22 protein-coding genes are annotated in these 21,201 nt (G+C 55.8%); 14 read left to right on the forward strand and 8 right to left on the reverse strand.

What is annotated here, in order from left to right:
- Positions 1–162, reverse strand: a 162-nt coding sequence (locus V7680_RS08500) for a GIY-YIG nuclease family protein (protein ID WP_335652890.1), incomplete at its 3' end; no start/stop codon positions are given.
- A 130-nt stretch (positions 163–292) separates the two neighbouring features.
- Between V7680_RS08500 and V7680_RS08505 the strand changes: the two genes are divergently transcribed.
- Positions 293–913, forward strand: coding sequence for a LysE family translocator (locus V7680_RS08505; RefSeq protein WP_335652858.1), 621 nt, complete (start codon positions 293–295; stop codon positions 911–913).
- Between the two features lie 13 nt (positions 914–926).
- On the opposite strand, the gene V7680_RS08510 is transcribed toward V7680_RS08505, so the two are convergent.
- Together V7680_RS08510 and V7680_RS08515 are read right to left on the reverse strand one after the other, a co-directional pair.
- A complete protein-coding gene (locus V7680_RS08510; RefSeq protein ID WP_335652859.1) occupies positions 927–1,418 on the reverse strand; it encodes a hypothetical protein in 492 nt (163 codons plus the stop codon).
- A gap of 22 nt (positions 1,419–1,440) precedes the next feature.
- Positions 1,441–2,589 (reverse strand): alpha-hydroxy acid oxidase, encoded by a 1,149-nt coding sequence (locus V7680_RS08515; RefSeq protein WP_335652860.1) that lies wholly within the window; start codon positions 2,587–2,589, stop codon positions 1,441–1,443.
- Positions 2,590–2,716: 127 nt separating this feature from the next.
- On the opposite strand from V7680_RS08515, the gene creD reads away from it, so the two are divergent.
- Entirely contained in the window at positions 2,717–4,132 is a 1,416-nt protein-coding gene (gene creD / locus V7680_RS08520) for a cell envelope integrity protein CreD (RefSeq protein WP_335652861.1), read from the forward strand.
- A gap of 44 nt (positions 4,133–4,176) precedes the next feature.
- Here creD and ypfJ read toward each other — a convergent pair whose 3' ends face one another.
- On the reverse strand, positions 4,177–5,085 hold the full coding sequence (ypfJ, locus tag V7680_RS08525) for a KPN_02809 family neutral zinc metallopeptidase (RefSeq protein WP_335652862.1): 909 nt from the start codon (positions 5,083–5,085) through the stop codon (positions 4,177–4,179).
- 126 nt (positions 5,086–5,211) lie between these two features.
- On the opposite strand from ypfJ, the gene V7680_RS08530 reads away from it, so the two are divergent.
- The 7 genes from V7680_RS08530 (at position 5,212) to V7680_RS08560 (ending at position 11,016) form a co-directional block, all read left to right on the forward strand.
- The gene (locus tag V7680_RS08530) at positions 5,212–5,997 is read left to right on the forward strand and encodes a 3-hydroxybutyrate dehydrogenase (RefSeq protein ID WP_335652863.1); all 786 of its coding nucleotides are present in this window, start codon (positions 5,212–5,214) and stop codon (positions 5,995–5,997) included.
- On the forward strand, positions 5,994–6,578 hold the full coding sequence (locus V7680_RS08535) for a DUF4893 domain-containing protein (RefSeq protein ID WP_335652864.1): 585 nt from the start codon (positions 5,994–5,996) through the stop codon (positions 6,576–6,578). Before V7680_RS08530 ends, V7680_RS08535 begins: the two co-directional genes overlap by 4 nt.
- 82 nt (positions 6,579–6,660) lie before the next feature.
- A complete protein-coding gene (locus tag V7680_RS08540) occupies positions 6,661–7,983 on the forward strand; it encodes an amidohydrolase (protein ID WP_335652865.1) in 1,323 nt (440 codons plus the stop codon).
- Positions 7,984–8,352: a hypothetical protein gene (locus V7680_RS08545; protein ID WP_335652866.1), complete on the forward strand. Its 369-nt coding sequence runs from the start codon at positions 7,984–7,986 to the stop codon at positions 8,350–8,352.
- 159 nt (positions 8,353–8,511) lie between these two features.
- Positions 8,512–8,931, forward strand: a complete 420-nt coding sequence (locus V7680_RS08550) for a rubrerythrin family protein (protein ID WP_335652867.1) — start codon at positions 8,512–8,514, stop codon at positions 8,929–8,931.
- Positions 8,932–9,036: 105 nt separating this feature from the next.
- Positions 9,037–10,368, forward strand: coding sequence for a (Fe-S)-binding protein (locus V7680_RS08555; RefSeq protein WP_335652868.1), 1,332 nt, complete (start codon positions 9,037–9,039; stop codon positions 10,366–10,368).
- A gap of 54 nt (positions 10,369–10,422) precedes the next feature.
- Positions 10,423–11,016, forward strand: a complete 594-nt coding sequence (locus tag V7680_RS08560) for a DUF3501 family protein (RefSeq protein WP_335652869.1) — start codon at positions 10,423–10,425, stop codon at positions 11,014–11,016.
- Here the strand turns inward: V7680_RS08560 and V7680_RS08565 are convergent.
- Positions 11,013–11,408, reverse strand: a complete 396-nt coding sequence (locus V7680_RS08565) for a hypothetical protein (RefSeq protein WP_335652870.1) — start codon at positions 11,406–11,408, stop codon at positions 11,013–11,015. The genes V7680_RS08560 and V7680_RS08565 overlap by 4 nt on opposite strands.
- A 197-nt stretch (positions 11,409–11,605) precedes the next feature.
- Between V7680_RS08565 and V7680_RS08570 the strand changes: the two genes are divergently transcribed.
- A complete protein-coding gene (locus tag V7680_RS08570; protein WP_335652891.1) occupies positions 11,606–12,997 on the forward strand; it encodes a helix-turn-helix domain-containing protein in 1,392 nt (463 codons plus the stop codon).
- On the opposite strand, the gene V7680_RS08575 is transcribed toward V7680_RS08570, so the two are convergent.
- The gene (locus V7680_RS08575; protein ID WP_335652871.1) at positions 12,994–13,179 is read right to left on the reverse strand and encodes a hypothetical protein; all 186 of its coding nucleotides are present in this window, start codon (positions 13,177–13,179) and stop codon (positions 12,994–12,996) included. The genes V7680_RS08570 and V7680_RS08575 overlap by 4 nt on opposite strands.
- On the opposite strand from V7680_RS08575, the gene V7680_RS08580 reads away from it, so the two are divergent.
- The 4 genes from V7680_RS08580 to V7680_RS08595 are packed head-to-tail and all read left to right on the forward strand — an operon-like array spanning position 13,159 to position 20,010.
- Positions 13,159–14,547, forward strand: coding sequence for a TIGR03013 family XrtA/PEP-CTERM system glycosyltransferase (locus V7680_RS08580; protein WP_335652872.1), 1,389 nt, complete (start codon positions 13,159–13,161; stop codon positions 14,545–14,547). The two genes, V7680_RS08575 and V7680_RS08580, sit on opposite strands and share 21 nt — an antisense overlap.
- Before the next feature lies 1 nt (position 14,548).
- Positions 14,549–16,645 carry an XrtA/PEP-CTERM system histidine kinase PrsK gene (gene prsK / locus V7680_RS08585; protein ID WP_335652873.1) on the forward strand — a complete coding sequence of 699 codons (2,097 nt, stop codon included), beginning with the start codon at positions 14,549–14,551 and terminating at the stop codon, positions 16,643–16,645.
- The gene (gene prsR / locus V7680_RS08590; protein WP_335652874.1) at positions 16,645–18,027 is read left to right on the forward strand and encodes a PEP-CTERM-box response regulator transcription factor; all 1,383 of its coding nucleotides are present in this window, start codon (positions 16,645–16,647) and stop codon (positions 18,025–18,027) included. Before prsK ends, prsR begins: the two co-directional genes overlap by 1 nt.
- Before the next feature lie 36 nt (positions 18,028–18,063).
- Positions 18,064–20,010, forward strand: coding sequence for a tetratricopeptide repeat protein (locus V7680_RS08595; RefSeq protein ID WP_335652875.1), 1,947 nt, complete (start codon positions 18,064–18,066; stop codon positions 20,008–20,010).
- A 30-nt stretch (positions 20,011–20,040) separates the two neighbouring features.
- On the opposite strand, the gene V7680_RS08600 is transcribed toward V7680_RS08595, so the two are convergent.
- Both V7680_RS08600 and V7680_RS08605 read right to left on the reverse strand, forming a co-directional pair.
- Complete coding sequence (locus tag V7680_RS08600) at positions 20,041–20,385, reverse strand: GntR family transcriptional regulator (protein ID WP_335652876.1); 345 nt, start codon at positions 20,383–20,385, stop codon at positions 20,041–20,043.
- 81 nt (positions 20,386–20,466) lie between these two features.
- On the reverse strand, positions 20,467–21,069 hold the full coding sequence (locus tag V7680_RS08605; RefSeq protein ID WP_335652877.1) for a nitroreductase family protein: 603 nt from the start codon (positions 21,067–21,069) through the stop codon (positions 20,467–20,469).
- Positions 21,070–21,201: the final 132 nt, after the last annotated feature.

The raw sequence follows: 21,201 nt of genomic DNA on the forward strand, positions 1-21,201 counted from the left end.
GTCTTCAATGTACACCAAGCGGTCGAGGCTATTCTCGCGACAAAAATCCGAACCCGTTCCATTCTTGTGCTGGAATATTCGCGCTGGCAAATCGGATGTCACTCCAATGTAAAGCGTGCCAAACGGTTTGTTAGTCATGATATAAACATAGGCGCGGCTCATAAGGCATGGCTAAATCACTATTAGCTTGAGTACCAGCCACCACCGGCAAGACAGGCTGAAACTGTTAAATATTCTTCGCAAAATCTTCCAACCACTTCCCCCCATTCCGCAATCCCGATAGAAGCAGTGCATGCTCGCCCCGATGCTCCCCTCTTTCCTGCTCGTCGTTCTGCTCGTCGAACTGACGCCTGGTCCGAACATGGGCTGGCTGGCCTTGCTCAGCGCCAGCGAAGGCAGGCGCGCGGGCTTCGCGGCGACCGCCGGCATTGGCTTGGGACTGGCGATTGTTGCTGCTGCTTCGGCGCTGGGGCTGGCGCAACTGGCCCATGAATCACCGTTGATTTTTAACCTGCTGCGCTATGCCGGATCGGCTTTTTTGCTCTGGCTGGCGTGGGAAGCATGGGTTGGCGAGCGGGAAGTATCGCCCTCCGCCATTCACAAGAATGGCACGGCGGCGAAGCATTTTCGGCGCGGACTTCTGATCAATCTGCTCAATCCGAAGGCGGCTCTATTTTTCATCGCGGTGCTGCCGGTCCATATTGTCGCCAACGGGTCGGTCGCGATGCAAACGGCGCAGCTTTCGATTGCCTATGTCTCGGTGGCCACGATGATCCATATCATCATTGTTCTGTTCGCCGGTCGCGCCCATGGCTGGCTCAGCACCGGTCCTTATGCGCGACTGGTCAGGCGCGGTTTTGCTGTGATGCTGGCCGCTATCGCAATATGGTTTTTTGTGGATACGTTCCGCTAATATCGCTTTTTGATCAAGGCCGGGCAGGTGCCTTGCATCCGCGCTCACGACCGACGCCCTTCAGGAAGCCGCGCCGGACCGTGCCGGCATAGACAGCCTTGTTGTAGCGTCGGCGCTCGGCATTAGCGCCAGTGACTTCTCCGATCAGCCCACCAAACGGGATGATCGAGCCGACCGCGCTGCCAGCCACCCGGGCTGCGGTTTCTTCGCGTTTCTTGCCAAGGCTTTTGTCGACGGTCTCGTTTACATCGGGGCCCAGCACCGCATTGAGCTCGCGGACCTCGGCGATGATCGCGGCACAACCGCGCAGGCCATTGAGCGAATAGGGCTCATCTTGGATATCTATCAGCTTCTGCGGGACTTCCTTGCCGTCGAATGGCTCGGTAACCTTGTTCCCTGCCTGCTCCAGAGTCGTTTCCTGCTGCGCGCCTTCTTGCGCCAGAGCGACTGTTTCCAGCCCGCCAACGGCCAGCAGCAGCCCTGTCAAATATTTCATATGCATCATATCAATCCCCTGACCGCGTAGCTTAACGAAAACGCAGATTGTCGCGGTTCAACTGATCAACCGCCGTGACGCCCATTAGTTTCATGTCGCGTTCAATTTCATTCTGCAGCAAAGACAAGATCCGTTCAACACCTCCCTGTCCGGCGGCTGCGAGGGCGTAGAGATAGAGACGCCCGCCCGAACAGGCCTTGGCGCCGACGCTCAATGCTTTGAGCACGTGGCTGCCGCGGGTTATCCCGCCATCGCATATCACATCGAGCTTGTCGCCGACGGCATCGCAAATCTCGGCCAGCTGGTCGAATGGTGCGCGGCTGCCGTCCAGTTGCCGGCCGCCATGGTTGGAGACCATGATTGCGGTCGCGCCGATATCGACCGCGCGCTTGGCGTCGGCGACCGACATGATGCCTTTCAGACAGAATTCCCCGCCCCAGTCCTTCGCTATTTCCTCCGCCATCTTCCAGTCGAGCGACTGGTCGAGCATATTGGTGAAATAGTCGGCAACGGAATTGGGGATGCTGCTGCCTTCCGACACATGGTCCTTCAGATTGGACAGTTCGAACTTGTCGCGGAGCATATAGTTCAGCCCCCAGGCGGGTTTAGCTGCATAGCTCCAGAAGCTGGTCGGAGTAATCCGGGGCGGGCTGGTGAAGCCCGAACGCAGGCAACGCTCCCGATTGCCGCCGACAATCGTGTCGACGGTGAGGGTCAGCGCGTCAAATTTTGCCGCCTTGCAGCGCTCGACCATCGACCGGTTGAGGCCCTTGTCCTTGTGGACATAGAGCTGGAACATTTTTGGCGAACTGATGCTCGAACCGATTTCCTCGATGCTGACAGTCGCGAGTGAAGAGATGCCGAAAAACGTACCGAATTTTTCGGCGGCGCGGGCAACGGCATGTTCGCCCTGCCAGTGAAACAGCCGCTGCAAAGCGGTAGGCGAGAGGAACAGCGGCATCGCCAGTTTCTGGCCCATCACCGTGGTGCTCATGTCGATATTCTCGACGCCGGTCAGAACATTGGGCACCAGATCGCAGCTTTCATAGGCGGTGGTGTTGCGCCGACGGGTGACCTCGTCGTCTGCCGCGCCGTCGATATAGTCGAATATCGGAAAGGGCAGGCGTTTCTTGGCGAGCGCACGGAAGTCGTTCACATTGTGGCAATCGGAGATATTCATAACGACCTTTCGATTTGGCGCGCGTGTGCCTCTGCTCATCGCAGTGGATATAAAGATGATACACAGGGTCTAGACGAACAGAAGCGTTGCGCAAACTAACTTTGTTGGGACGGAAGAGGGAGATATTATGACGGAGATACAAGAAAATCAGGGTGGTCCGGGGAAGCCCGAGCGATCACCCGGCAGGAAATTCCTGATGGTACTGCTCATGGGATTTCTGATCACCATCCCGTTGTTCACCGTCTGGTTGCTCAATTATGACCGGCAGAGCCAAAGCGAAACGGCGCAGCAGTCGATCGTGTCCGGATGGGGCGGCCAGCAGGTGTTTGCCGGGCCGCAGATTGTGCTGCCCTACCAGGCCAAGATCACCGAATCTGTTGAACAAAACGGCAAGACGGTCACCCGGACCAATATTGTGACCCGCGAAATATTCGTCGCGCCGGAACTGGTGAAACTCGATAGCAAGCTGAACACCGAAACCAAGAAACGCGCGATTTACGAGGTCATTGTCTATGACACGGCAATCACCGGTTCTGCAGTGTTCAAACTGCCCGACGATCTCGATCGCTATGGTGTAACCCGCGACCAGATCGATTTCAGTCGCGCGGAGCTGCGCTTCGGCTTGTCCGACGCTCGTGGTCTGGCGGGGGACAATAAGGTCAGCGTCAACGGCCAAGCGCTGGAACTGCAGCCCGGCAAGGGGCTAGGCGCTACAGGGAATAGCGGGTTCTTCGCCTTTCTTGACGGCAGCGCGCTGGAAAGCGGCGCGATCGAGGCCAAATTCGATGTCCGGTTCAAAGGGCACCAGAGCCTGACCATTGCACCCAATGCCGGCCAGACCGAATGGACTGTCCAGTCTAAATGGCCGCACCCGAGCTTTGCAGGGAGTTTTCTTCCCGAAAGCAGAACAATCAATGCTGACGGCTTCGAAGCGAAATATGTGATCACCAATCTGGCGCTCGGCACATCGCTGATCGCCAATGATCCGGGCCAGCAGGTTCAACCGATGCGCGCGAAAGACATGGCTTATAGCGGAGCCGAATATGGCAATGCTGGTGCCGCCAGCGCGACTGTGGATCTGATCCAGCCGGTCGATCTCTATGGTCAGGTTGACCGGGCGGCCAAATATGGTTTCCTGATTATCGGTTTCACCTTTGTCGCGTTCCTGCTGTTCGATCTGATCGGCGGAGTGAGGATATCGTCGGTGCAATATATATTGGTCGGCGTTGCGCTGGTGTTGTTCTTCGTGCTGCTGCTGGCTTTTGCCGAGATCATCGGTTTCGCATTGGCCTATATCGCCGCATCGGTGGCCACGATCGGGCTGATCACCGCTTATTCGGCATCGGTATTGTCAAGTTGGCGACGGGCTTCGATAGTCGGTGGATTGCTCGCCGGTCTCTATGGCGCAATCTATATATTGCTCAGCCTCGAAGCATATTCGCTACTCATCGGATCGCTGCTGATATTCGCAGCCCTGGCCGGTGTGATGTTCGTTACTCGGCGGCTTGACTGGTCTGCGACTATCAGCCGACCAAAAGCATAAGTGAATGCGGGCTCTGGCGCGATGCTGCCGGAGCCCGCCTTTGTCTAGATTGCACCGGCCGCGAATGTATCGCACGAGGATGGATTGCCAGTCTGCATGCCCTTGCGCAGCCACGCCATGCGCTGCTCGGACGACCCGTGGGTGAACATGCTTTCTACTGGTCGCTGGCCAGCCCCGCGCATCAACGTATCATCACCAATCGCGTGAGCCGCATTGAGGCCTTCCTCGACATCGCCGGGTTCCATCCGGTCGGCATTTTGCGCCGCCCATACCCCGGCATAGCAATCCGCCTGTAATTCCATCCTTACCTGCAGCGCATTGCCTTCGGCTTTGCTCGCGCGGCCCTGGGCCTTGCGCACCTGGTCGGCAACGCCGGTCAGATTCTGGATATGGTGGCCGACTTCATGCGCGATAACATAGGCCTGAGCGAAATCGCCCTTGGCGCCCATCCGGGTCGCCATTTCGCGGAAGAAGCTGGTGTCGAGATAGACGCCCTGATCCGCCGGGCAATAAAATGGCCCCATCGCTGCCTGCGCCGCGCCGCAGCCCGATTGTCCGGACTGGTCATAGAAGGTGAGGGTGGTCGGGCGGTAGGTTTCGCCCTGCTGCTGAAAAAGTTTTGACCATGTTTGCTCAGTAGAAGCCAGCACCTGGCAAGCGAATCTTTCTTCTGCTGTATCACAGGCAACGTTGGCACCGGAACTCTTCGACTGGAAACCGCCCCCGCCGGCTCCATCAGCGAGTTGCAGGCTACCGCTGCTGAAATACATGAAGGCTAGCGCCGCACCGCCGATCAGCAATATCGTGCCGCAGCCCATTTTCCGGCCCAGTAGCATCGGCAGGAAGCCGAGCAACAGCCCAAGGCCGCCGCCACCGCCACCGCCAAAACTTCCGCCGCCACCGCGGCCCTGATCACGCACATTTTTGCTGGGGTCCAGATCGTCCAAGCGCATTGATAGTCTCCTCGTTGTTTTTCAATTCGCCTGATTTGCAAAAAAGCGCAAGTAGCTGTGTTTTCTTTTACAAAAGCATTGCAGTCCGGTGCGACAGTTTTAAGGTCGCGACAAAGGAGAATATCGATGTTTTTGAAGGGCAAGACGGCACTGATTACGGGCAGCACATCGGGCATTGGCGGTGGCTATGCGAAAGCGCTGGCGGCAGAAGGCGCTGCGGTTATGATCAATGGATTCGGCGACGCGGGCGAGATAGAAGCGCTGCGACAGGAACTGGAAGCGCTAAGCGGAGCCAAAGCGGCCTATAGCAATGCCGACATGACCAAGCCGGAGGAAATCCGGCAGATGTGCAGTGATTGTGCTGAGCAACTGGGCACGGTCGATATCCTGATCAACAATGCCGGCATCCAGTTTGTCGCTCCGGTCGATGAATTTCCCGAGGATAAATGGAACGCGATCATGGACATCATCATGAACAGCGCCTTCCACACCAGCAAGGCGGTATTGCCCGGGATGAAGGAGAAAGGCTGGGGCCGGATCATCAACACGGGATCGATGCACAGCAAGGTCGCAAGCCCCTATAAGTCGGCCTATAATGCAGCGAAGCACGCGATTGACGGGTTCGGAAAGACGGTCGCGCTTGAAGTTGCGACCCACGGGATCACGGTCAACACCATCTCGCCCGGCTATACCTGGACGCCTTTGGTTGAAGGCCAGATTCCCAACACCATGGAAGTGCGAGGACTGACCCGCGATCAGGTGATCAACGATGTACTGCTCGCCCCGCAGCCAACCAAGGAATTTGTCCAGATCGAGCAGATCGCTGCGCTGGCGATATTCCTGTGCAAGGATGACGCCCGCTCCATCACCGGCGCGAATATCTCCATCGATGGGGGCTGGACAGCACAGTGATAGCGGCATTTGTTTTGCTGGCGGCCTCCGCCGAACCACAGGCTGAAACGCGGTGGCCTGAACAAGCCACCGTGGCTGATGCGAACAGATTGGATCGGTGGAAAGAGGCGTTGGAGGTCGGTCGGTCGGGCGTGATCGGGGCGGGAGAGGGCGCAGCATTGGCTGCCCGTTCGCCGCTGTTCGAAACCGATGCTGCGCTGAGCAATGGCGATATCCCGCAAGGCCTCTATAATTGTTCGATCACCAAGCTTGACGGCGATCCGGACGGCGGGCTTCCCTATATTGCTTATAGTCCGTTCAAATGCCGCGTGGTCGATCAGAATGGCCGCAAGCATTTCACCAAATTGACTGGCTCCCAGCGCACGATCGGCTGGATCGATAAAGTGGATAATAAGCAGTCTGCCTATCTCGGGACACTCATCTATCATTATGAAGACGCTCTGGTTGCCTACGGCAAAACGGCAAAACGCGACCAGGCTGCGGTTGTCCAGCGTATCGGATCCAATCGGTGGCGCATGGTCTTTCCTTTCCCGGCCTATGAAAGCAAAGTCGACGTGATGGAGCTGACACCGGCGGAATGAATTTTGGACCTGACAAGCGGCTTTGATCGGATTAGTCAGATCGACAATGATAAGAACTTAAAGAAATAAAATGGGGATGATTATGCGGAAATTCACAAAATTTGCTTTGCTGGCGGCGGCTTCGGTCCTGACGGCTTCACCGGCCTATGCCGATGGCCTGAAGGACGCCATCTCGGCTGACCTGCCGTCACTGATGGAAATTTACCGTGATCTTCACAGCAATCCCGAACTGAGCGGCGAGGAAGTGCGTACGGCTGCAAAACTGGCCGCCGAAGCGCGGCGCCTTGGCTTTACCGTCACCGAAAAAGTCGGCGGCACCGGCGTGGTTGCGGTGATGGAAAATGGTGAGGGACCAACCGTCTTGATCCGCGCCGATATGGATGGTCTGCCGCTGGAGGAAAAAACCGGGCTGGCCTTCGCATCTAAAGCCATGGCCAAGACCCGTCAGGGCAATGATACATATGTCATGCACGCCTGCGGTCATGACACGCATATGACCGGCTGGGTCGCGACGGCGCGACAGTTGGTGGCGCGCAAGGACCAGTGGGCAGGAACCTTGGTGATGATCCTGCAGCCAGCGGAAGAAACCGGGGAGGGCGCCTTGGCGATGCTCGAGGACGGTCTTTACACCCGTTTCCCCAAACCGGAATATGCGCTTGCTTTTCATGATGCCGCCGGCGCGCCTGCGGGATATATCGGATATGCCCCCGGCTTTGCCTTGGCCAATGTCGACAGCGTCGATATCCAGGTCAAGGGTGTAGGCGGCCATGGTGCCTATCCGCACACGACCAAGGATCCTGTCGTATTGGCCAGCCGTATCGTCGGTTCGTTGCAGACATTGGTAAGCCGTGAAATAGATCCGCAAGACCCGGCCGTCGTGACCGTCGGCAGTTTCCAGGCTGGTTCGAAACATAATATCATTTCGGACGAGGCGTTATTGTTGCTCACGGTGCGCAGTTATGGCGACGATACACGGGCCAAACTGCTCGACGGGATTAGCCGAATTGCGCGTGGCGAGGCGATTGCCGCTGGCATGCCCGAAGACCGGATGCCGGTAGTGACGCTGCGCGAGGCAGAATTCACGCCAGCAACCTATAATAGCCCTGAATTTTCTATCGAAATGGCCAAGCTATTCGAAGCCCGCTTTGGCAAGGACCGCGTCGTGCAGTCCAAACCGGTGATGGGTGGTGAAGATTTCAGTCGCTACCGCCGGGCCGATGAGAATATCAAGAGCATGATCTTCTGGGTTGGCGGCGTGCCGATGGCCGAATATCAGGCGTCGCTCACCGAGGGCACAAAACTGCCGTCTCTGCACAGTTCAACCTGGGCACCCGAGGCAGAAAAAGTGATTGCGACCGGCGCCGAGGCTTTGACCGCTGCGGCCTTGGACATCATGAAGAAATAAATGGGCTGGCGGTGCATCCTGTTCGCGGCGCTGGCATGGCCGATCGTTCCGGTCGCCGCACAGGAGACCAGTGAAGTTGAATCTGCCTATTTCGAAGGGCGCTGGTCCTTGCTGGATGAAAGCTGTGATCTACCGACCAACTGGACGATGATCGCCGGCGGAAATTTTGTTTCGGAAGATCTGGTAGGCAGATGGCATTTGCAGGATAGCAAGCTTGTGTTGAGCCTGGACGATCTTGCAATCGATGAGGAAACCGGCGAAGCGGGCGGGCGATTCCGGATGGATGGTCCCGTCGTCATCGTAGGTAAAAATCGATTTGATTTAACGATTGCGCCAGACATCTATCAGTTGAAACGATGTCCAGAATGATAGATCGTTATTGCGAATAAGTCGCAATTGACTGATCGATTTTTCCGATTGTCAACGATCAAAAAATTCGGTGGAATCGGGTCGCGCGCGCGCGTAGTCATCAACCAGTCCGATTCTCAAGATCGGCATTCAAACCAATAACGCCAACAGGAGAAGACCATGGGACTTGCGGGAAGCAAAACCGAACAGAATCTGAAAGACGCCTTTGCCGGAGAAAGCCAGGCCAACCGTCGTTATCTCTATTTCGCCCAGAAAGCGGACATTGAAGGCTATAACGATGTTGCCGCCGTGTTCCGGTCGACCGCTGAAGGCGAAACCGGCCACGCCCATGGTCATCTCGAATTTCTCGAAGAAGTTGGTGATCCGGCAACCGGCCTGCCGATTGGTGGCACTGCCGATAACCTGAAATCTGCGGTTGCGGGCGAAACCCACGAATATACCGATATGTATCCGGGCATGGCCAAGTCAGCCCGCGAAGAAGGTTTTGACGAGATTGCCGACTGGTTCGAAACGCTTGCAAAAGCCGAAAAGAGCCACGCTGGCAAATTCCAGAAAACTTTGGACACGATGGACGCCTAAACCGTCCATCCGAGGATCATGCCGTCGCACCTCACCCCCTCCGACGGGCGGCGGCATGATCATTCCATCTTTAGATTCCGTCCTTAAGGCGACAGGAAGCATATCATGACTGAAGGTAGCTTGGGCGCGCCGACGCGGCACCCGATAGCGTGGCAGGAGCCATCCTATTATGACGAGGAAGCTCTCGACCTGGAACTGCGCCGGGTCTTTGATATCTGCCATGGTTGCCGTAGATGCTTTAACTTGTGCGACAGCTTTCCGCAGCTTTTCGACCTGATCGACGAAAGTCCCAATGAGGAAGTTGAGGATCTGAGCGCTGGCGACATCAAGAATGTCGTCGATTCCTGCACGCTTTGCGACATGTGCTTCATGGTCAAATGCCCTTATGTGCCACCGCATGAATTTGATCTGGATTTCCCGCATCTGATGCTGCGGCACAGGGCGGTGGAGAACCGGAACGGCAAGACCGGCTTTGTCGACAAGCAGCTCGCCGAGATTGATCGCAATGCCAAGGTTGCGGGCACATTGTCCGGTGCAGCCAATTGGGCGAGCAAAAAGGGTAACGGTTTTACGCGCGGCATATTGGAGAGCGTTGCAGGTATCGACAAGCGCGCCCATCTTCCGGAATTTGAAGACGTGCCGCTGACCCACAAATATGTTGGCCACGGTCCTGTGGCCAATGCGGCTGCGCCCGCTTTCGGTCGCAAGGTGGCGATCTATGCGACCTGCTATGGCAATTTTAATGACCAGACCGCCGGCAAGGCCGCGCTGGACGTGCTTTCCCACAATGGTGTGCAAACGCGGGTGGAATATCCTGCCTGCTGCGGAATGCCGAAACTGGAAAATGGCGATCTGCCTGCGGTGGCTTCCTCGGCTGAAGAAATAGCAGCCTTTTTCGAACCGATCATCGACGAAGGTTTTGACGTTGTCGCGCTGACCCCAAGCTGCGCACTAATGATGAAATTCGAATGGCCGCTTATTCTGCCGGATAATGCGGCGGTGAAAAAACTGGCATTGGCGACCCGCGATCTCAGCGAATATATTGTCGAGATCGCCAAGGACAAAGGCCTGGTTCCAATCGACGAGATGAAGGCCGAGATCGGTATCCATTTCGCTTGCCACAGCCGGGCCCAGAACATGGGTCCGAAGGCGATGGAGATGCTCAAGCTGATACCGGGCGCCAAGCCGTCGATCACCGAGCGTTGCTCCGGTCACGGAGGCAAATGGGGGATTTTTAAGGAAAATTTCGACAAGGCGGTCAAGGTTGGCCGTCCGGCCGCGCGTTCTGTTTCAAAGGGCGATCCCGATTATATGGTCAGCGAATGTCCGCTAGCCGGCCCGCATCTCAGGCAGATCATGGAGAGTGGTGGCCAGAAGGATTTACCGGCACGGATTGGTCATCCGATCGAATTGCTGGCCAAGGCTTACGGGTTTTAATGCTCAGCTTCGCCGACCTGTGTCGGTCAGCCAAACAAGATTTTAAGGATTTATATGCCCCGCGACACGCATCAGATTAGCAAAGACGATATCATCTCGCTCGCCGACTATGAATTGATCCGCAAGGAGAAGCGTCAGGAGTCAATTCTGCGCAAGAAATTCCGGCGGATTGCCATTGGCCCCTATGCGACGATCCAGTTTGAAAGCTGGGAGAGCATGTGGTTGCAGATCCAGGAGATGTTGCGGATCGAAAAAGGCGGAGACGAGCAGCTGGTCGATGAACTGGCGGCCTATAATCCGATGGTTCCGAATGGCTCGGAATTTACCGGAACGCTGATGTTTGAAATCGACGAGGAAGAACGTCGCACCGCTTTTCTGAAGACTCTGGGCGGGGTCGATCAGCATATCCATCTGGTTATCGGCAATGAGAAGGTCACCGCGGCGCCCGAGCAAGATATTGATCGTACCCGCTCGGATGGCAAGGCCAGCGCGGTTCAATTTGTCCATTTCGCGTTGAGCGCCGAGCAGGTCAAAGCATGGAAAAGCATGGAAGGGCAGGTGATGGTGCAGATTGACCATCCCAATTACGGTCATGCTGCGATCATCAGCGACGAATGTCGTCGCGATATGGCGAGAGATCTAGACTAGTCGTATATTTTGACAGCTGGGATCTTGGGCCTGGTATTGGCCGGGGAGTCAGCAGTCGATTTCGCTCTTGGTTCAGGACTGGTGCTCTCTGCCCTAGGACTTGAGCTGGCGCTCTCTTCCGTCGGTCTGGTACTGATGCTTTCCTCTGAACTTGAACCTGTCGTTTCATAATCGGAATCCGTGGCTTTTACCGGTTCACCGAATATGAAAGGTTCTTCTTCGCCGTCGCTTTCTTCATAATCCCAGCCAGTATTTGAGGGCTTTTGGGTTTGGACGACAGGCGCTGCGGTCTCTTCCGGAACGGGTGTGACTTCTGCGGGCTGTTGTGCCGGCATTATGAGAAATACCAACAGCGAAGTGCCCGCCACAAACAAGATGGATTCTTTGACCATGGTAAAACACCAATTTCTTTCAGATATGTAAACCGGAATAGCTGGATGCGGTTAAGAAACACTTACCAAATGGCGAGGCAAGCCCTGTTCCGCTGTTTTCATAATCCGAACTTGAAGGCTGACACAAAATGTTCGAATTTAGGGTCCAATTTGTGATATCGCTTGAAATTATGTAAATATATTTACATAATGTGATGATGAAAAATCCCAAGCTATTCGCCGGTGCAGCGATCAAACGGCTGCGCCGCAGCGCTGCCATGACGCAGGTTGCTTTGGCCGAAGCACTGGATATCTCGCCCAGCTATCTCAATCTTATCGAGCGCAATCAACGGCCGTTAAGCGCCCGTTTGATGCTACTTCTCGCAGAACGTTTTGATTTCGATCCACGACAATTGATCGCGGCGGAACCCGGTGGCGGGATTGACGCTATCCGCCAGCGACTGGCCGATCCATTGTTCGATGACCTGACGATTGATCGCGCCGAACTGGAGGAATGGCTGATAGCTTCTCCCAATAGCGCCGAGGCTTTTGTACGACTATTTGACAATCGCAAGACTGCAGGAGAGGCCGGAGAAAGCACAGCACCGGACCCGATCCAGTCGGTTCGTCGAGAAATCGAACGGTGGCGAAATCATTTCGCCGATCTCGATTCTATGGCCGAGGAGCTTGCGGATGAACTGCGCCTCGGCGCCGGTGATCTCTATGGTGCAATAGCCGAGCGGCTGCGCGTCAAACATCAGTTGATAATCCGAATATTGCCGGAGACCGTGCTCTCGGACAAGCTCCGCCGGCTCGATCTCCATGCCCGGCAACTCCAGCTTTCGGAAATGCTCGATCCGGCTTCCCGCACATTTCAGGCCGCGTTGCTGCTCGGCCAGATCGAAGCAAAAGGGGAAATCGATGCCCTGGCAGCTGGGGGTCATTTTACCGACCGGTCTGCCGAAAAGCTGTTCCGGCGCCATTTGTCGAGCTATTTTGCCGCCGCATTGATGATGCCTTACGAACGTTTTCTCAAAGCTTGCGAGCAAACCGGCTATCGTATCCAGCTGCTCCAACGTCGTTTCGGTGCCGGTTTCGAGCAGGTTGCCCATCGTCTGACCACTTTGCAGCGGGTCGGATCGCGGGGATTGCCGTTCTTCATGGTTCGTATTGATCGCTCCGGCATGATTTCGAAACGCTATGCCGGGGCAAGCAACGCTCCGCTGGTGGAAAGCGCACATCGTTGTCCGCTCTGGGATATCCACCGGGTTTTTGAACAGCCAGCAGAGATCCGCTCGCAACTGGTTGCTCTGGAAGACGGCAGCACCTGGTTCACCCTGTCCCGAGCGGTGCAGGGCATTGGATCCGGTGCAGGCGGATATACGCCCGCCTTTGCGATCGGACTGGGTGTTTCGGCGGACGTTGCTTCCGCGCTCCACTATGCCCGTGGTAAAGACCTTAGTATCGAACAAGCGGACCCGATTGGTCTGGGTTGTCCGGCCTGTACCCGGCCGCAATGCTCGCAGCGATCAGCGCCACCGCGCAGCCGGCCGCTCACGTTTAACGAACGCGAACGCGGATTAACACCATTTGACTTCGTCAACGACTAGCGCCGAGCGTCAGATTTCTCGCTGTGTGCTGACAAACTGTCGGTAGATTGAACAATTTTAACGATGGTCAGCGATTTTTTGCCATTAGTTTTGTAAAATTTACCGACAGATAACCAATTTTCCTTATGGGCGATAGCAGCCAAGGAAAGACCGCGTTCAATATGATCCGATTGTTCAAACATTATATCCCTTATCCGGTACTTTTCCTGGGTTTGATAGATTTTATCCTGCTGCTGATGGCGGCAGAGTCCGGCTGGATATTGCGTGCGCTCCAAATCGATATGGAGATAGGCTCCCTCTATGACCGGCCAGGGCCTATATTCAGCTTTGCCTTTGCGCTGCAGCTCGCGTTGATAGCGGTTGGTGTATATGGGTCCGAAGCCCTGCAATCCCTGCGTTTCGCAGCCGCGCGCATCTTGGTCGCAATTTCTCTGGGCGTAATTTTCCTCTCTCTGCTCGCCTTCGCGATGCCAGGGATCACGCTGTGGCGCTCGAATTCTCTTTATGCGATGGTCTTGGCGATCACATTCCTGATGTTAGTCCGTGTATTGCTCGGGACCATGTTGGACAGCGACAGTTTCAAGCGTCGCTTGCTGATTCTCGGTGCCGGCCCGCGAGCAGGGCGGATCGCCGCACTGGAAAAGCGGCAGGAAAGCGGCTTCATCATAGCCGGCTATGTCGACATGAACGAAGGTCCGAGCAAGATCGAAAGTGCGATCCGGCGTCAGGATATCGCCGATTTGCCGCAGCATGTGATCGAGCTTGAAGTCAGCGAAGTGGTTCTGGCGCTGGAGGAACGGCGCAATTCTCTGCCGGTTGCCGATCTGTTGACGATCAAGACGACCGGGGTCCATGTTAATGACATGTCGAGTTTTCTGGAGCGCGAGACGGGCCGCGTCGATCTCGATAGCGTGAACCCCAGCTGGTTTATTTTCTCGGACGGTTTCTCGTCGGGTCGCCGCTTGTCTACCGTATTTAAGCGAGGATTTGATATATTCCTGAGCTTCCTGCTGTTGCTCCTTACCGGACCTGTAATCCTGCTTTTTGCTCTGCTCATCAGGCTAGAAAGCCGTGGTGGTTCTTTTTTCAAGCAAGAACGGGTCGGGCTATACGGCCAGAAGTTCAGCATTCTCAAGCTCCGCTCGATGCGTGAAGACGCCGAAATCGGTGGCAAAGCGATCTGGGCAGCGGAGAATGATCCGCGGATCACCCGCATCGGGCGGTTCATTCGCAAAGTCCGCATCGACGAATTGCCCCAGGCCTGGAGCGTGTTGAAGGGTGAAATGAGCTTTGTCGGACCTCGTCCTGAACGACCGCAATTTGTCGATGATCTGCAAACCAAAATGCCCTTTTATGCAGAGCGGCATATCGTGAAACCGGGCATAACCGGTTGGGCGCAGATCAACTATCCTTACGGTGCGTCAATCGAAGACTCTCGGCACAAGCTCGAATATGATCTCTATTACGCCAAAAATTACACGCCCTTTCTCGATTTGCTGATTATTTTGCAGACCATTCGGGTCGTTCTCTGGCCGGAGGGTGCGCGCTGAGATGGGATCGTTTCTCGATCATATCAGTACATTCGGACACGGCGGCGCTGCCGCGCTTTTTGGTGCTCTGGCGATCTGGCAATTTCAGCGCAAGGTCGAGCGCAATCACCAGCAAATATGGTTGGTGATAGCGATATCAATGACCAGTTTCTGGGCCCTCTCGGTTTCGGTTGAGGGATTCCTGTCACCGATTTCCCGCTTTGCCGAAACGTTGCGCAACTTTGGCTGGCTGGCATTCATGTTCATACTGCTGCGGGCCGGGGAGCGCCGTGATGAACCGAAAACTGTCAACAGCATTTATGTTGCGCTGACATTTGTGTTGGTCGGTCAAATGATCGTCGATACGCTGTTGCCAGCTTTTGCGGGAAGTCCGCGTCTTGAAGGCGTCACGCTATACACTTCGCTGGTTTTGCGGATGATTTTTGCCGTGGGTGCACTGGTGCTGGTGCACAATCTATATTCGATTTCCGCGCCGGAATCGCGCTGGGGTATCCGCCTGCCAATGGCTTCGCTCGCGGCGATCTGGACCTTTGATCTCAACCTCTACACTATTACCTATCTGACGCAGCAATTCCCGCTGGAATTATATGCAATGCGTGGACCGACCATGGCGATTATTGCGCCGATATTGGCGCTAGCATCGGTCCGCAACACGGAATGGAACTTGACCCTGTCCCGCAGCGTGGCGTTTCGTTCGCTGTCGCTAGTGGCGATTGCCAGCTATCTGCTGATGATGGTCGTGATCGCGGCCGCATTACAGATCATCGGTGGAGATTATGCGCGCCTGGCTCAGATCAGCTTTTTGTTCGGCACGTCGATCGGGGCCCTGTTGCTGCTTCCCTCGGGCAGGTTTCGCGCCTGGTTGAAGGTCAAGATGGCCAAGAATTTTTTCCAGCACCGCTATGATTATCGGTCGGAGTGGATTCGTTTCACCGATACCATTGGCCGTCCTGGCGCCGATAGCGCGCCTTTTCATGAACGAGTGATAAAGGCGATTGCCGATATCACGGATTCTCCAGCAGGCATTTTGCTGATGCAGGACGATTCCGGTCAATTGGTGCTTCAATCGCGCTGGAATTGGTCCTCGCTAGAGGTGCCCGCTCGTGCTTGCTCAAACCGCACTGTCGCGTTTTTTGAAGAATCCAGCCATATTGTTGAATTTGATGCACTGCGTGCCGATAAAGATGAGAAATGCGACGCGGCAGCCATCCCGGATTGGATGAGCAGAGACGAACGAACATGGGTGGCAGTACCGCTGGTTCATTTCGATCGTCTCACCGGCCTGATGCTGCTGGCGCGTCCTCGTATCAATCGCACGCTGGATTGGGAAGATCTCGATATGCTTCGTGTGGTCGGGCGTCAGGTCGCCAGCTATCTAGCGGAAGCCCGGAGTCAGGAATCGCTTTCCGAAGCGCAGAGATTTGATGAGTTCAACCGGCGGATGGCGTTCATCATGCATGATATCAAGAATCTGGTCAGCCAATTGAGCCTGCTTGCGCGCAATGCCAAACGCCATGCTGATAACCCTGAATTCAGAGCAGATATGATTGAAACACTGCAGGATTCTGCGGGCAAGATGAACGGGCTGCTCGAACGATTGTCGCAGCATAACAAGGCCAAGCAGGAAGAACCCAAGCCGGTAAAAGTGCGTGAATTGGTCCAGTCGATCATTGAGAAAAAGCGCATATTGCATGACATGCAAACCACCCAGATCGACGATCTGACGGTGATCGCTGATCCGGTCCGGGTGGATCAAATTTTGGGGCATTTGATCCAGAATGCGATCGACGCCAGCACGGAAGGCGAGCCCATCTTTATCAACGCTCGCCGCCGGGACTTGTGCGTAGCCATTGAAGTACGTGATCAGGGAACGGGCATGTCGAGCGAGTTTGTCCGTAGCCAGCTTTTCAAACCTTTTGCGTCGAGCAAACAGGGCGGGTTTGGAATTGGCGCTTATGAAGCACGCGAACTCGCTCGTGCGATGAACGGACGCCTCGAAGTCGAGAGCACGGAAGGTGCCGGGAGCCGGTTCACCTTGATCCTGCCTCTCGCCAAACGTTTATCAGATGAAAATTCAGCAGATGAAAGGGCCGCCTGATGCCAGATAGAGATCAACCGAAAAAAGAAAAACTGCTGATCGTCGAAGATGATCCCGGTCTGCAAAAGCAGCTCAAATGGGCTTATGACGATTTTGATGTTATCGTTGCGGGCGACCGTGAATCGGCGATCGAAATGCTGCGATCCGAAGAGCCCGATGTCGTGACCCTTGATCTCGGACTGCCACCGGACCCCGACGGCACCACCGAAGGCTTTGCGACCATGGATGCCATATTGAGTTTGAAACCGGATACCAAGGTGATCGTCGCCTCGGGCCATGGTGAGAAAGCCAGTGCCTTGCGGGCGATTTCCGGTGGTGCATGGGACTTTTATCAAAAACCTGTGGATATTGACGAACTGGGGTTGATTGTCCGGCGCGCCTTTCACGTCCACAGGCTGGAACAGGAAAATGCCAGTCTTGCTGCACGGGGCAATGGCGAGGGATATATTCTGGGACGGATCATTACCGGGGCACCGGAAATGCTGAAAATCGCGCGGATGATCGAGCGGGTAGCCAATACCAATGCTTCGGTCATGCTGCTCGGTGCCAGCGGGACGGGCAAGGAATTGCTGGCGAAGGGCCTGCATGAATCGAGCGATCGGCGCGACAAGGCGTTTGTAGCGATAAACTGCGCGGCGATTCCGGAAAATCTGCTCGAATCCGAATTATTCGGGCACGAAAAAGGAGCGTTTACCGGGGCGATCAAGACCACCGAAGGAAAGATCGAGCAAGCCGACGGCGGTACGCTCTTCCTTGATGAAGTGGGCGACATTCCGCTGCCGCTGCAGGTCAAACTGTTACGGTTCCTGCAGGAGCGGGTGATCGAGAGAATTGGCGGTCGCAAAGCGATCGCGGTCGACACCAGGATTGTTTGCGCCACCCATCAGAACCTAGAAAAGATGATCAAGGAAAATTCCTTTCGCGAAGATCTTTACTATCGCTTCGCCGAGATCGTGATCAAGATTCCGCCGCTTTCCGGTCGATCGGGTGATGCCAGCCTGCTGGCCCGCCATTTCCAGAAGAAATTTGCTGCGGAAATCAATCCGGCGGTCAAAGGACTGGCTCCCGATGCTCTGGCTGCGCTCGAAGCCTGGCATTGGCCCGGTAATGTTCGAGAACTGGAAAACCGGATCAAGCGCGCGGTGATCATGGCCGATGGCAAGATGATCGGTGCAAAGGATCTCGATCTGGAAGTGGATGAAAATGCCACGACTGATATGCTCAATTTGAAAGCAGCACGCGAAGCCGCCGACCGCTCGGCAATCCTGCGCGCGATTTCCCAAACCAGTGGCAATATTTCCAATGCAGCCAAATTGCTCGGTATCAGTCGCCCGACGCTTTACGATCTGCTGAAGCAATATAAGTTGCAGCAAGCCAGCTAATCCATGTTGATCCCTCATCTTCAGCAATTGCGTTTTTTGAGCAAGCCGATCGTTCTGGCCGCCGTACTGGCAGTGGGCGTGGTCGGCGTTCCGACGGCTATATTTGCGGCCAGCGAAGGCAATGGCGACGCCCGGGAAGCATTTGCCAAGGCTGAGCAGTTTCGTGCGCGTCGTGACATAAGATCGGCGCGGATCGAGCTGATGAATGCGATCAAGGCCGACCCGGAATGGATCGATGCCCGGGTAGCCCAAGCCGAAGTCTTGCTGGGTCTCTACGACGGCATCGCCGCCGAAGCGGAGATTGATCGGGCCGTCAGTCTTGGCCTCGATCCTGCTCTCGTGCGGCATCTCTACGGTCATGCATTATTCTTGCAGGGTAAGGCCCAAAAGGCGCGCGATCAATTGATGGCCGACGATATCCCGGCAGAGCAACGTGGTTATGCGGCGCGAATCATGGGTAAGCTGGCCATGCAGGTGGGCGACGGACAACTGGCGAGCTTGTCGTTCAGTCGGGCGATGGAGCTGGACGGAAAAAATCCGGACCTGTGGGTAGATATCGCCCGTTTTCGCGCAGATTCCGGGGATCAGGCCGGCGCGACAAACGCGGTAGATGAGGCCGTGAAACTCGATCCTGACAATATCCGCGCGCTGCAATATCGCGGCGAATTGCTGCGCTTTCAGTTCGGCTTGGGGGCTTCTTTACCCTGGTTCGAGCGTGCGCTGGAAATCGATCCCAATGATGTGCCGCTGTTGACCGAATATGCCGCGACGCTCGGCGATATGGGGCGGATGACCGAAATGCTGACGGTTGCGCGCAAGATTATCTCGCTAGATGGCCGCAACCCTCGCGCCTTTTTCATGCAGGCAGTGCTGGCAGCCCGGGCCGGTAATTACGGACTGGCAAGAAGATTGATGCACCAAACCGGAGGCGCGCTCGACAATGTTCCCGCTGTCTTGCTGGTTCAGGGCATTATCGAGCATGGCGAAGGCAATTATAACGCCGCCGTGGACAAGTTCGGTCGTCTGGTGTCGATCCAGCCGGACAATCGGCAAGCGCAAAATTTGCTGGCGCGTTCGCTCTATTTGGCCGGAAGCGCGGTTGACGCGGTGGAGATCCTGAAACCACAGGTCAATCGGACGGGTGCCGATCCTTATGCCTTGTGGCTGGCAGGGCGCGGATTGGAAGCGATCGATGAACGTGGTCAGGCCGCCGGCGTGATGAATCGTGCTGCGGTTCATGACAGCGGCAGGGAAAGCGCGATCGCCGCTGAAGTGCCGCTCGGCATATTGTCGGCCGAAGCGCAGCGAAACCCCAATGATGCACGGGCCGTGGTTCCCTATATTCGTGCGCTCTATGATGCAGGCAACTTTGACACAGCCTATGCAGAAGCGAAGCGCCTACAGAATGGCAATCCCGGAGCGAGCGCCGCGCATATTCTGGTTGCAGATGTAGCTGCGGCGATGGGCAATTTTGACGAAGCGCTCGATGCGCTGGGGCAGGCGCGCAGCATCCGCTTTTCCGAGCCGGTGATGCTGCGTCTGGTCGAAGTCGCACGGTCCAAGGGTGCGATGCAGCAATCGGGCGAGACTCTGGCGCAATTTCTCAACTATAACCCGAGCAATATCGCAGGCTTGCGCTGGATGGCTTATGCTCATCTCGAAACCGGAAGCTGGACCGTTGCCGCTCATTTGCTCGAGAATCTCCGTAAACGACTGGGCGAAAACGATGCGTTGATCATGGCCGGACTGACTCAGGCTTATACTGGTTTGGGACAGACGGAAAAAGCTATTGCCGCGGGCAGGATCGCTTATCGCGTACAACCGTCAAGTCCGGTAGTATCGCATCTTTACGGGCTGGCGTTGCTGGCTGATGCCCGGCGCAAGGAAGATGCGGTCAGCCTGCTTGAAAAGGCGGTTGCTATCATGCCGGAAAATTCCGCCTATCGGGAAAGCCTCAGGCGGGCGCGGTCTGTTCGGGGATAAGCCGGAGCAAGGTCAAAAGCCGAACTTTGTTCAGGCCTCGCTTTTTACCAAATCATCGATCGACAAATCGAGCCGTTTCATCTGGCGCTCGACCGGCGGCCAGATATTCTTGATAAAATTTTCTCGTTGCGATTGGCGCAGTCGGTCTTTCGCGCCGGACGCAACAAACATCCCGACGCCGCGCTTCACCGTCACCAGACCATCTTCCTGAAAACCCTGATAGGCTTTCGCTACGGTCAAAGGATTGGCGCCCTGATCGGCCGCAAAAACGCGGACCGATGGAAGCATGTCGCCTTCGCGATATTCGCCATCCAATATGGATTCTGCGATAATATCACGCAATTTCAGATAGACAGGTTTGCTTGCATTGTTCATGCTGCCTCACTGCCATAATACAGCCATGCACGCAAGCTGCTAGTTAAGGAAAATCCGACATTTAGCCACGATAGCAGCCATTCATTGCGGAAGAGCGGGGGCCCATGCCGACAATATATTCTTCAATTCGGGTCTTGGTCGCTCGGTCAGTTCAGCATTGGATGTGCCAAAATAGAGGAAACCTGCGACTTTCTCTGGAGCGGACCCAAAAAGGTCGCGGACGTCATCGTTATAGGCAGCCCAGCCGGTGATCCAGCCGCCAACAAAGCCCATTGCATGTGCCGCGTGGAGGAGATTCATCGCAAAGGCACCGCAGCTGAGATGCTGTTCCCAGTTCGGTATCTTGGATGATTCGACCGGGGAGGAAAGCAGAACAAGCAGGCTCGGCGCTTCGTGCGCTATCATATCGAGCCCTTCCAGTTCGACCCGACCGGCGTCCGGTTTCTCTTTCAGATAGGCGGCTTTGATACCCTTGGCGAGATCCGTGCGCTGATCCTTTGCGACCGCGATGACCCGCCACGGGGCGAGCTTGCCATGATCGGGCGTTCGCAGCGCTGTCGTGACAATTTGCTCAATCTGCACGTCGTCGGGTCCCGGCGCGACCATGTTGCGGGGCCGTCCCGAACGACGGGAGGACAAATATGTTGCAAGGCTACTCAAGTCATTAAATTGGTTCTCGTTCATGCCCATCACTTTGGAAGAGACGGGCCCGATTGCAAGGCGAATTTGCGATAAACCGGTCTCGCTTGTAACAATCTACTTCACTTGCGCATTTTTTTCATTAGTGTGCCCCTCAACCGGGCTGCTTTGGTCAGC

The organism is Parasphingorhabdus sp. (assembly GCF_036963705.1).
Lineage (GTDB): Bacteria > Pseudomonadota > Alphaproteobacteria > Sphingomonadales > Sphingomonadaceae > Parasphingorhabdus.

Coding starts and splice junctions, on each gene's coding strand:
- creD (WP_335652861.1), top strand. CDS start 2,717: ATGACGGAGATACAAGAAAATCAGGGTGGTCCGGGGAAGCCCGAGCGA.
- V7680_RS08600 (WP_335652876.1), bottom strand. CDS start 20,385: ATGAACAATGCAAGCAAACCTGTCTATCTGAAATTGCGTGATATTATC.
- V7680_RS08565 (WP_335652870.1), bottom strand. CDS start 11,408: ATGGTCAAAGAATCCATCTTGTTTGTGGCGGGCACTTCGCTGTTGGTA.
- V7680_RS08560 (WP_335652869.1), top strand. CDS start 10,423: ATGCCCCGCGACACGCATCAGATTAGCAAAGACGATATCATCTCGCTC.
- V7680_RS08530 (WP_335652863.1), top strand. CDS start 5,212: ATGTTTTTGAAGGGCAAGACGGCACTGATTACGGGCAGCACATCGGGC.
- V7680_RS08575 (WP_335652871.1), bottom strand. CDS start 13,179: ATGTTTGAACAATCGGATCATATTGAACGCGGTCTTTCCTTGGCTGCT.
- V7680_RS08570 (WP_335652891.1), top strand. CDS start 11,606: ATGAAAAATCCCAAGCTATTCGCCGGTGCAGCGATCAAACGGCTGCGC.
- V7680_RS08550 (WP_335652867.1), top strand. CDS start 8,512: ATGGGACTTGCGGGAAGCAAAACCGAACAGAATCTGAAAGACGCCTTT.
- V7680_RS08605 (WP_335652877.1), bottom strand. CDS start 21,069: ATGAACGAGAACCAATTTAATGACTTGAGTAGCCTTGCAACATATTTG.
- V7680_RS08505 (WP_335652858.1), top strand. CDS start 293: ATGCTCGCCCCGATGCTCCCCTCTTTCCTGCTCGTCGTTCTGCTCGTC.
- V7680_RS08515 (WP_335652860.1), bottom strand. CDS start 2,589: ATGAATATCTCCGATTGCCACAATGTGAACGACTTCCGTGCGCTCGCC.
- V7680_RS08510 (WP_335652859.1), bottom strand. CDS start 1,418: ATGATGCATATGAAATATTTGACAGGGCTGCTGCTGGCCGTTGGCGGG.
- V7680_RS08555 (WP_335652868.1), top strand. CDS start 9,037: ATGACTGAAGGTAGCTTGGGCGCGCCGACGCGGCACCCGATAGCGTGG.
- prsK (WP_335652873.1), top strand. CDS start 14,549: ATGGGATCGTTTCTCGATCATATCAGTACATTCGGACACGGCGGCGCT.
- V7680_RS08540 (WP_335652865.1), top strand. CDS start 6,661: ATGCGGAAATTCACAAAATTTGCTTTGCTGGCGGCGGCTTCGGTCCTG.
- prsR (WP_335652874.1), top strand. CDS start 16,645: ATGCCAGATAGAGATCAACCGAAAAAAGAAAAACTGCTGATCGTCGAA.
- V7680_RS08580 (WP_335652872.1), top strand. CDS start 13,159: ATGATCCGATTGTTCAAACATTATATCCCTTATCCGGTACTTTTCCTG.
- V7680_RS08545 (WP_335652866.1), top strand. CDS start 7,984: ATGGGCTGGCGGTGCATCCTGTTCGCGGCGCTGGCATGGCCGATCGTT.
- ypfJ (WP_335652862.1), bottom strand. CDS start 5,085: ATGCGCTTGGACGATCTGGACCCCAGCAAAAATGTGCGTGATCAGGGC.